The following is a 10,059-nucleotide window of genomic DNA, read 5'->3' as shown; positions in this document are numbered from 1 at the left end:
CTCATACTCACAACCGCCTACCAATTACCAATGTGTATTTACCCACACAAAACGTAATAGATCCCAACTTTTCAACTTTATTTCGATATAAACCGGCGGAAGCTGAGCAGCGAAACGGAGAGCACTACCGCGGCGATGGCTCCCAGGCGCAGCAGGTCGCCGGAGAAGAAGGCTATACCGTTGCCCTTGAGAAAGATCTCGCGGATAATGGCGATCAGGTAGCGCACGGGATTGATGTCCGCCAGGAAGCGCAGCCAGGAGGGGATGTTCTCCACCGGCGTAAACAGGCCGCTCAGCATGATAAAGGTCACCATGGAAAACCAGGAAAAAAACAGGGCCTGTTGCTGGGTGCCGGCAATGGTGGAGATCAGCAGGGCGTAGGCCAGGATGGCCGCCAGGAACACAACCGCTGCCAGGAACAGGTGGAGCAGGTTACCGCGCACGGGCACCCGGAACCACAGCATCACCAGCAATGTGCCCAACGACATCTCCACCAGCCCGATAAACGCCATGGGCAGGGCCTTGCCCAGGTAGATCTGCCAGGGGCGCAGTTGAGAAACCATCAGGGTGTCCATGGTCTGCTGCTCTTTTTCCCGCACCAGGGAAATCGAAGTCATGAACAGGGTCAGGATGGTCAGCAACAGGGCCACGATTCCCGGACCCATGTAGTTGATGCTGCGCAGGCCGGGGTTGTAGCGGATCAGCGTGTTGTGGCTTACCGGCGGAGCACGGCCGTGCTTGCGCGCCTCCTCTTCCAGAAAGCGCCGCAGAATCCCGTTGAGATACCCGGCGGCGATGGCGGAGGTATTGGCGTCCACACCATCCAGGGATATCAAAACCTCGGGGAATATCGACCCCCCATCTCCACCGTCGCGAAATTCCACCACGGCCATGGCTTTGCCGCCGCGCAGGACCTCCAGGGTGTTGACCATGCCGGTGCCGCTGTGGCGCACATCGAACAACGGAGTGGAAGAGATCCGCTGGACCAGCCTCCGGGCCTCCACGGATTGGGAACGGTTGACCAGGTAAACGGGCACCCGGTCCACATCGGTGGACACCACGTAACCCAGCACAATCACCTGCACGATCGGGGCGATGAGCATCATGGGGAGCAATTCCTTCTGGCGGAACAGCTCAATAAACTCCTTGCGCACCAGGTGGAAAAGTTTCACAAGTGCCTCCGGCGGATGCGTTGGAACCGGGCCATGGCCCCGGTCAACAGGATCAGGCTGAATCCGGCCAGGGCCAGGCCCTCCACAAGGAAATGGTTGATTCCCCCTCCCTTTAAAATGACGCCGCGGATAATTTCCAGGAAGTAGCGGGCCGGGACCACCAGCGATACGGCGCGGATCACCGGCGCCAGGGACTCCAGGGGAAAAATAAAACCCGACAACATGATCGAGGGCAGCAGGGTAATGATCAGGGCCGCGAACATGGCGCTCTTCTGCGAAGAAGCGATGGTGGAGACCAGGATGCCCAGGGCCAGCCCCGCCAGGATGTAGAGAATAGAGAAGAGCAATAGCACCAGCGGGTCTCCGCGGAAGGGGATATGGAACCAGAAGCGGGCGAATGCCAGGATCATCACCTCCTCCAGCAAGCCCACCACCAGGTAGGGAAGGGTTTTCCCCAGGATGATCTCCCAGGATCGCAGCGGCGAAATAAACAACAGGTCGATGGATCCCGATTCTTTTTCCCGTGCCAGGCTGACGGAAGTCAACAGGGCCGCGACCATCACCAGCAGAATGGCGACGATTCCGGGAATAAAAAAGAAGTGGCTTTTCAGTTCGGGGTTGAAATGCACGGTGGTGGAAACGGAAAAACCTGGCGCAACCCCTTCAGGGGAAAACTCGCGCAACAACATTTCGTTGTACTGGTAAATCAGGGAGGCGACCTTGGCGTCGCTGCCGTCGATGATGATGCCCACTTCGGCTGGTTCTCCACGGGCGACCCGGCGGCTGAAATCAGCCGGAATCACCACCACCTGCTTGAGGCGACCGCTGCGAATCAGGTCTTCACCATGGGCCAGGGGACGCGGGTGGGCGCGACGCAAGTCGAGCAAACGGAAATAGTTGTTGTTGGCGTAACTGTTGATAAGCTGTTCGGCTCCGCGTTCCTGATCGTAATCCACGATACCGGTTTCCACCGCATCCAAATCAAAGCGCACCGCGTAAGAAAAAATCATCATCATCAGCAGGGGCATGAGAAACACGATGGTCAGGCTGGTGGGGTCGCGCAGGATATGGGAAAACTCCTTGATCATAACGGCTTTAATGCGTCTCATTTTTCTCAATGACCTCGCGGAACAGGGCTTCAACGGATTCAGCCTGATGGCTTTCCAGCAGGGCTTTGGGTTCGCCGTCCAGCAACAGACGGCCCTGATGCATGATCAACATACGGTCGGCGTATTCCGCCTCGTCCAGGTTGTGGGTGGTGACAAGAATGGTTTTGCCGGCCTGTTTCAGATTGTAAATCCGGTCCCAGAAGCGGCGCCGCGTTTCCGGGTCCACCCCGGAAGTGGGTTCGTCCAGGATCAGGATCTCCGGGTCCGGCATCAGGCTGACAAAAAGCGCCACTTCCTGGCGGAAGCCGGGGGGCAATGCTTCCACCCGGCGTTTCGCGGCGCCGGCAGGCAGGCGCTCGGCGATCTGTCTGCGACACTCAGCCAGTTTGGCCGCGGGCAGTCCAGACACTCCACCGAAAAAAGTCACATTCTCCCAGGCGGTCAGCAGGGGATACAGGGAAAACTTCTGCGACATATACCCGGTCATGGCCTTGATCCGCCGCCTCTGGCGCACCGCGTCCAGGCCGCGGACCCGCACCGAACCATCGGTAATTCGCAATAAGCCCAGGATCATCTTGATGGTGGTGGTCTTTCCGGCTCCATTGGGCCCCAGGAACCCCACGATCTCTCCGGCATGAACGCGAAAACTCACCCGGTCCACAGCCGTGAAATCGCCGAAGCGCCGGGTCAGGTCGCGAACGTCAATTACCGGTTCCATGAGAGCCCCCACCGCGATCATAATAGATAAAGATGTCTTCAAGGGACGGTTCGACTTCTTCCAGTTCCGGTAAATCCAGACCGGAGGGCAGGTCTTCATCGCGATCCAGCAGGATGCGGATGGAAGGGCCCTTCAGGTAAGCCCGTTCCGACAGGAACGGGTTGTCGCGCAGTTTCTGGTACGCGGCGATCACATTTCCTCCGGGTTGCGCCTGCAGCAGGCGGGCGGGAAAATCACGCTTCAACTCATGGATGGCCGCCTGGTGCAGTACCCGCCCGGATTTGAGCATGACCACAAAATCCCCCTTTTCCGCTTCGTCCAGGTAGGGCGTGGCCATGACAATGGTTTTGCCCTCCTGTTTGAGTTCCTCGATAATGGCGAAAAACTCCAACCGCGACAGCGGGTCCACCCCGGTCGTGGGCTCATCCAGGATAATCAGGTCCGGGGATGACAACAGTATGGCGGACAAGGCCAGCTTCTGTTTCATCCCGCCGGACAATGCTCCCGCCCGCCGCGAACGGAATTCCGCCATGCCGGTCTGTCCCAGCAGGCGGTCTTTCAGGTTTTCCCGGCGGGCGCGGGGTACATGGTGAATATCCGCAAAAAAGTTCAGGTTCTCTTCCACCGACAGATCCGGATACAACGAGAAGCGCTCCGGCATGTAACCCAGGCGCCGCAACAATTCCTTTTCACCGGGCTCGACTTGTTTATCTTCCAGAAATACAAGTCCGCCGTCACGGTGTTCCAGGCCGGCAAGAATTCGGAACAGCGTGGATTTTCCCGCACCGTCCGCGCCCGCCAGGATGGTGATGCGGCCGTGACGGATGGGGAAAGACACATTGTCTACCGCACGTACGGAACCGAATGAACAGGTGATGTCTTCCAGGCGCACCATGTGCCGCTCACCGTGGAAATTCAACGGTTACGGGCATGCCCAGTTTGACCGCATCCGCCGCTGCCGCGGGAATTTCTACTTTCACCTGGACCAGCAGGTTGCGCCGTTCCTGTTCGGACAGGATGTACTTGGGGGAAAACTCGGCCTTGCGGCCGAAATAGGCGACGCGGCCTGTTACCGGTTCTTCACGCCCATCCACGCGAATCAGGGCGTCCTGGTTCAATTTCAGTTTACCCAGTTCCGCTTCCTCTAAAAAGACTTCCACGAAAAGGCTGCTTGTATCCAGGATCTCCAGCACGGCATTTCCGGGAAAGAGGTTTTCGCCGCATACGGAATGAATCTCCAACACCACGCCGTCAATGGGAGCGGTAAGCGTATGATCTTCAAGCGACAGCCGCAACAACTCTTCACGGTTGCGGCCGGCCTCCTCCTGCAGGTCCAGGGACAACAGTTGCTTGCCGTTGTCACTCAACGCGGTTTCGGTTTCAATGCGCTTGAGCCGGGCCTGTTCATATTGATCTCCGGAAACGGCCGCTTTCTCGCGCAACCGCGCTAAACGTCGACTGGTGTTTACGGCGTAATCCCTTGCCGCCTCCAATTGGACCCGGCGTCTTTTCAGACGCAGGCGTTGCACGGCGATGTCCCGCCGGCGGATCCCTTCCGCTTCGATTCTGTTTAAAACATTGCGGGCATCGATTTGCGCCAGGATCCGACCCGCGGTCACGGCTTCGCCTTCAGATACGTCCATCTTTTCCAGGCGTCCGCTTACCTTGCTGCGCAGGTTCAGTACGTCTCCATCCACTACGCCGGCCGCGCGCAAGGCTCTGCCGCCATCATCTGAACATGCCGCCAGCAGGAGTCCGAAAACTCCCATGATAAAAACCCATCTTTTCATTGCTCTTCCTCCATGTAACCAATGGCACGGTGAACAGCGACTTGTGTCAACTTCAGGTTGTATCGGGCGGCTTCTAATCGGGAAAGGACTTGTTCCTGCTCACACAACACCGCCAGGTAATCCAGGTTGGAAATCTGCTTTTCCATATACAGCGCCTGCTTGAGCCGGATGTCTTCACTGGTCAGGCCGGACAGTTTTTTCAGTTCATCCACCTGCCGCTCCAACATGGCCAGGCGATCGAAAAGCCGGTCCAGCGCATGAGCAACGTTTCGCAGCAACGCCTCATGCCGGTAGTCCAGTTTGCGGGCTGAGGCACGTACCAGGCCGCGCTCTTCCGCTCCGCGACCCCAGTGAAATACCGGCATCGAAAAAGAAACCCCCAAAACGGCATACCCCATCCAATCGGCCGCGAACATATCCACGCCCGGACGGCCCAGGTGAAAGGCGGCGAAAGCAGCCACACTGGGACGGTACTTGCCCGCGACCGCTTTTTCTTCCAGGTCCAGTTGCTGAAAGCGGGTCTTCAGCGCCGCCAGGCCCGGATGCCGACTCAGAAAACGGGTTTCGGCCTCTTCCCGGGAAAAGGCCCTGGGGTCGGCGGCCGCAAAGATTTCCGCGGGATAATGGCCGCAAAGCTCGTGAAAGCGGCTGACTGCTTCGGCTACGGCCTGATCCAGTTCATTCACATTCAATTGGGTGTCCACCAGGCGGGAGCGGGTCTCCAACACATCGCTGCGGCGCGCCATCTCCTCCGCGGCCAGGGCTTCAAGGCGTTGCAGATGCAGTTCCAACCGCTCCGCCAGTTGTTGCGCCACGGAACGGCGTTGTTCGAGCATGGCATGGGTGTAGTATGCGGCACGGATCGCGGACGCCCGCTCCACCCGGGCGCTGCGCAAGTGCAGGGACTCCTCCTCCACCCGGGCCTCCGCCTGGTCCCGCCTCCGGGAAAGAATGCCGCCGGTGTAAATCGGCTGGGTCAATCCCAGATAAAGATCCCAGTTATGCTTGGTGCCCACGGTTCGTTCCAGGCCGGGAAAGAGCACCTGGCTTGCCTGGATGATGGGATCGATCGCCAACTGCATGCGTTCGGACTGGAAACGCCAGGACCCCCCGGCATCCAGGTCGGGCAGGAAACGTGACCGGGCCAGTCGCAACCGGCGCTCGGCGTTCTCCACATCGATACGCCCGTCGCGCACGGAAGCAGCAAGCTCCAGGCCGTCCCGGACCGCCTGCTCCAATGTAACGGTGGCGGACGACAACATGCCGCCGCCCAGAAGCATCAGCATCAATATGATTTTCATGTCAATATTCCCTCTTTCAAGACCGCGGTCACCCCGCGGATCCGCTTTTCATAAAATTCCTTGTCCGATTGATTACGGACCTGGAATGCCATCTCCACCATGGGGCGGGCCAGGATGGAATAGATACACAGGGAAAACAAGTGCAGCATGAACTGTACGGGATCCTGCTCGCGTATCAAGCCCTCGCGATACCATTGTTCTATCTCATGGGCAAAAAAAACCGGTCCACCGTGAGGTTCATTGCGCATCAATCGTGCCATAAGCTCCGGCGCCCTGGCGGAGCCGTCCAGAAGTTCACGGCCCACGATGCGAAGGAAATCACGGTTATTGGAAAAAAAATCGATAATCACCCGCGGAAATTGTTCAACCAACGTCCGGGGAGTCAGGTCGGAGGTCAAAATGGGACGGATGATCCTCAGGAATTCACCCATCACTCCAGTCACCACTTCTTCGTAAAGCTTTTCCTTTGACCGGAAATAGTAGAAAGGCAATGCCTTGTTGACACCGGAGCCCCGGGCGATTACATCCATCCGCGCCCCGGAAAAACCGTGATCGGCAAATTCCCGGCGGGCCGCGTCCAAAATTCGTTGCGGCGCATCAGACGCGGCCATCAAACTAACCAACCACTTAATTTAACCATGCGCTTAATATAGCGTGAAAATTATTTCCTGTCAACCCCTTCTCCGTTTTTTTAGAGAAAACGGCGTATGGTATAATAGGTTTATCCGCCGCCGCCGGCGGCCCGGGAGGCGAAAATGAGTTCCAAGCGCAAAATGACTTTTCATGTAAAGCAAAAACCCAAGGAGTCCGCCGCTCCTGCGACAATCCCCGCCGACAACTACCTGAAAGCCGGCAAAGCCCATTGCCCGGAGTGCGACAAGGCTGACCTTGAAGTGACCTCGCATTATTTCGCCAACCCCTTCGGGCCTTTGCAGCCCGGCCAGGTGGAGGATCGCTTCCTCAAACTGGAGATCCGCTGCCGCGCCTGCGCCGCCGCCTTCACCGAAGTGAGTGAGAAACAGTTCAAGGAGAGCACCGACGAGGACGGCAAGCGGGACGACATAAAGACCGACAAACCCAAGCATTGTCCTTTCTGCTCCGGAGAAAACATTCTCTTCGACAGCGCGGCAATCCACTTCAAGGGCAATAACAGCTACGCCCAGAAAGTGTTCTGTATCGACTGCAAGCGCCATCACCTGGAGTGGTCCACCTATACCTTCCTGAGACTGGAAGAGTGGGACGGGAGCGGCCATTACCAGAAACTCTACGACAACCTGCAAAAAAAGCAAGAACACCTGGCCCTGCGACTCCACCGCCAGGGGCAAGCGCTGCATACCTCCGAAGCCTACCAGATCAACCAGCAACTCATGGACCGCATCAAGGAAACCCGCCTGGAGAACCCCCCGCAATACGATCCCCTCCCCGACCGCTTCTGACCCACCCCAAGTCAGCCGGTGCCCAGGGGAAGGCGGCGGGTCGCCGAATCCTCAATGCAAGCCTGAACCATAGAGCAGGCCGCGTGAATGAACCCTGCCAGCCGCTCGAAAAGTTCCCGCCCAACCTTCATTCCGGTCGTGGCCTTTGCCTAATCCTCTTTCCCGGCTTTTTCGGCTTCCACCGCTTCCAGGGATTCGTAGCCCAGGCGCTTGAACAGGTTGCGATACCTCATCTGCGGCAAGTTCAAACCCCTGACCGTGGCCGCCTGAACATCGCCCCACAGCCGTGCCAGGGTATCATCCGAATAAGTCTCCAGTTCACTCACCAGGTAATTGCGGAAACCGTCCGCGTCACCCTGGATCACGTGGGGATATTGCTCACGCATCTCCTTCATCCAGGCGCACTCGGCTTCGGCAATACGAAAGATCAGGGGATTGTCCTTGAGTGCCTGAATCTGGTTTTCCATGCGCGCGTATTTTTCCATCACCAGGTTGCGCTCCAGGACAACCGCAGCCTCCAGGTCTTCCAGGTAGGCCGCAAGCGTTGCTTCAGACAGCACGCTGTGGTGCATCCAGCGCATGAGACGGAATGTTTCCGGCCGTTGCTGGCAATCCTGCCCCGAACCGGGACGGGAATTCACGGCCTGAAACATTTTCAGTTCATGTTCAATGATGGCATCGATCAATGTCCACTTGTCTTTTTTTTCTGTTTCCATTGGGTTTCTCCACTATTTCAGCCAAACCGGCCCCGGGCCTATCCGGGGCCGGCCGGTTGGGAAGGTATGGATGGGTGCGGGGTCCGCAGTTAAATGAAACCTCAATAACGAATCATCAGTTCAAAACGAAACCAATTGTACCCGTCCGCCGTGTCAACATAGTAACTGCCGGGCTCAAAATGCTCCCAAACAAAATGGCCGGACAGGTGGGGGTTGATCACGTAGTCAAAACGCGAGACCAGCAAACCACCCCGTTGCTGACCCTCTCCAGCCAGTCCGGCGAAGGAGGGCAGGGCCGGACCATCCTGGGGCGCTCCCAGAATATAGTAATGGATCCTGGCTTTGAAGTCCTTGTTAAACACGGCATTGAGCCCGAAGTAAAAGGCACTGAAGTTGGTCCAGCGGGCCACCCCGCCCTCACGGATAAATGTATAGATATAGGACTCGCTCCACTTGGGCCAACGGCTCCACAGGGGATCCCATCCTTCATAATCCGCCGTAGCCGGGTCATCGCCGCTCAACAGAATCCCGCCAAAAGTAAGTAGCCTCACGATCGGTACGGATTCCGCCATCTTCCAATCCAGGTGAAAATAGCCACCGTACGCACCCCGGTCCACATCTCCGAGAGAACCGTTTTGCAAGGCTGCTTCCGCGGTTACTGACAGACGATCGACCAGGGGCAGGACCGCGCGGGCACCCAGGGTATTGATGCCCGACTCAACGGTTGTTATGTCATTGGCCTCGGTATCCTTGCGGAAGTAGTAGGCTTGCAGCCCCACCTTGCCCAGGCTTCCCTGGTAATAAAGACCGATTCCCGTATTGGCCTGCTCTTCCAGAAGTTGGGGCGGCTCGGGCTCATTGATCAACGGCAGCCAGGTATCGGTACGCGGTACGTGGGAGACAAATGCAGTCAGGCTGTGGTTCTTACTGAAGACATAATCCGCCCGCACGGCGTTAAAGTAAGCCGAACGCGATCCCGTCAGCGGTTGGCCGTCCAGGCAGACAAAGCCTTCCCCCAACATGATATTCTGGCGCCCGACGGTCAGGGTCAAACCGGATCCCGGGCTTTTCCACTTCACGTACAACTGGTCAAAATAAATCTCGTTCAAGTCATTACGCCTGCTCTTGGGGCTCAGCCAGCTGCGGAACTCGTTGGCAAACTTCACCATAAACGAAAAATCCCCGTGCGGCGTCCAGGTCAGTCCCAGGCTGGTGTAGTGGCGGGTAAAAGTGAAGGTGTCCGCTATCCCGTCATCCAGGTTGATGCTGTTGTCGAAAGTGGTCAGACGCGTGCGCTCGCTGAAACTCAGTTTCCACACAGGGTCATCGCTCGTCTTATCGGCTGCATATCCAATAACAGCAATATACAAAAAAATCATACCCGCGATAAAGATTACCTTGTTTTTCATCTCCCTAGCTCCTGTTCTGAATTAGGTTACCATTTCACTTGGCTGTAGTCCACGCCGTGGCCGATCGCTCTAAAACGGCGTCTCATGCCCGATAAAAGCATAAAGCCCTTCCGACTGCACGATATTCTGCAAGTGTTCCATGTGTTTTTGTTGCGGCGGCTTCATGTCGACAAAGGGGTAACACCTCCCCAGTTGACGGTACTTGGATTCCCCCAAACGGTGAAAGGGCAGGAGGTTGATCACTTCCAATCCCGACTCCCGGACAAATTTTGCCGACTCGCGGATATTTTCGTCTGAATCATTGATGCCGGGAATCACCGGAATCCGAGGTACCACAATTCCCTGCCACCAGTCCGCTTCAGCCAAACGTTGGATGTTGGCCAGGATCAAGCGATTGTCCACCCCGGT

The 10,059-nt window shown here is 57.3% G+C and carries 10 protein-coding genes; 1 reads left to right on the top strand and 9 read right to left on the bottom strand.

Annotated features, from left to right (window positions below):
* Window positions 1–77: 77 nt before the first annotated feature.
* The 7 genes from ENN40_07035 to ENN40_07005 are packed head-to-tail and all read right to left on the bottom strand — an operon-like array spanning window position 78 to window position 6,701.
* Window positions 78–1,235: an ABC transporter permease gene (locus ENN40_07035; GenBank protein ID HDP95097.1), complete on the bottom strand. Its 1,158-nt coding sequence runs from the start codon at window positions 1,233–1,235 to the stop codon at window positions 78–80.
* A complete protein-coding gene (locus tag ENN40_07030; protein ID HDP95096.1) occupies window positions 1,169–2,281 on the bottom strand; it encodes an ABC transporter permease in 1,113 nt (370 codons plus the stop codon). Before ENN40_07030 ends, ENN40_07035 begins: the two co-directional genes overlap by 67 nt.
* Window positions 2,268–2,999 (bottom strand): ABC transporter ATP-binding protein, encoded by a 732-nt coding sequence (locus tag ENN40_07025; GenBank protein ID HDP95095.1) that lies wholly within the window; start codon window positions 2,997–2,999, stop codon window positions 2,268–2,270. Before ENN40_07025 ends, ENN40_07030 begins: the two co-directional genes overlap by 14 nt.
* Complete coding sequence (locus ENN40_07020; GenBank protein ID HDP95094.1) at window positions 2,983–3,894, bottom strand: ABC transporter ATP-binding protein; 912 nt, start codon at window positions 3,892–3,894, stop codon at window positions 2,983–2,985. Before ENN40_07020 ends, ENN40_07025 begins: the two co-directional genes overlap by 17 nt.
* Before the next feature lie 7 nt (window positions 3,895–3,901).
* Complete coding sequence (locus ENN40_07015; GenBank protein ID HDP95093.1) at window positions 3,902–4,789, bottom strand: HlyD family efflux transporter periplasmic adaptor subunit; 888 nt, start codon at window positions 4,787–4,789, stop codon at window positions 3,902–3,904.
* A complete protein-coding gene (locus ENN40_07010; GenBank protein ID HDP95092.1) occupies window positions 4,786–6,090 on the bottom strand; it encodes a TolC family protein in 1,305 nt (434 codons plus the stop codon). The genes ENN40_07015 and ENN40_07010 overlap by 4 nt, the downstream gene beginning before the upstream one ends.
* Complete coding sequence (locus ENN40_07005; GenBank protein HDP95091.1) at window positions 6,087–6,701, bottom strand: TetR/AcrR family transcriptional regulator; 615 nt, start codon at window positions 6,699–6,701, stop codon at window positions 6,087–6,089. The genes ENN40_07010 and ENN40_07005 overlap by 4 nt, the downstream gene beginning before the upstream one ends.
* A 144-nt stretch (window positions 6,702–6,845) precedes the next feature.
* Between ENN40_07005 and ENN40_07000 the strand changes: the two genes are divergently transcribed.
* Window positions 6,846–7,526, top strand: coding sequence for a hypothetical protein (locus ENN40_07000; protein ID HDP95090.1), 681 nt, complete (start codon window positions 6,846–6,848; stop codon window positions 7,524–7,526).
* A gap of 149 nt (window positions 7,527–7,675) precedes the next feature.
* Here the strand turns inward: ENN40_07000 and ENN40_06995 are convergent, their stop codons facing one another.
* Window positions 7,676–8,242, bottom strand: coding sequence for a DUF4125 family protein (locus tag ENN40_06995; protein ID HDP95089.1), 567 nt, complete (start codon window positions 8,240–8,242; stop codon window positions 7,676–7,678).
* A gap of 101 nt (window positions 8,243–8,343) precedes the next feature.
* On the bottom strand, window positions 8,344–9,651 hold the full coding sequence (locus tag ENN40_06990) for a hypothetical protein (GenBank protein HDP95088.1): 1,308 nt from the start codon (window positions 9,649–9,651) through the stop codon (window positions 8,344–8,346).
* Between the last annotated feature and the right edge of the window lie 408 nt (window positions 9,652–10,059).

Source organism: Candidatus Aminicenantes bacterium (assembly GCA_011049425.1).
Classification (GTDB): Bacteria; Acidobacteriota; Aminicenantia; order UBA2199; family UBA2199; genus UBA876.
The sequence above is the reverse complement of the archived record's forward strand: the minus strand, read 5'-3'. Positions and strand labels throughout refer to the sequence as shown.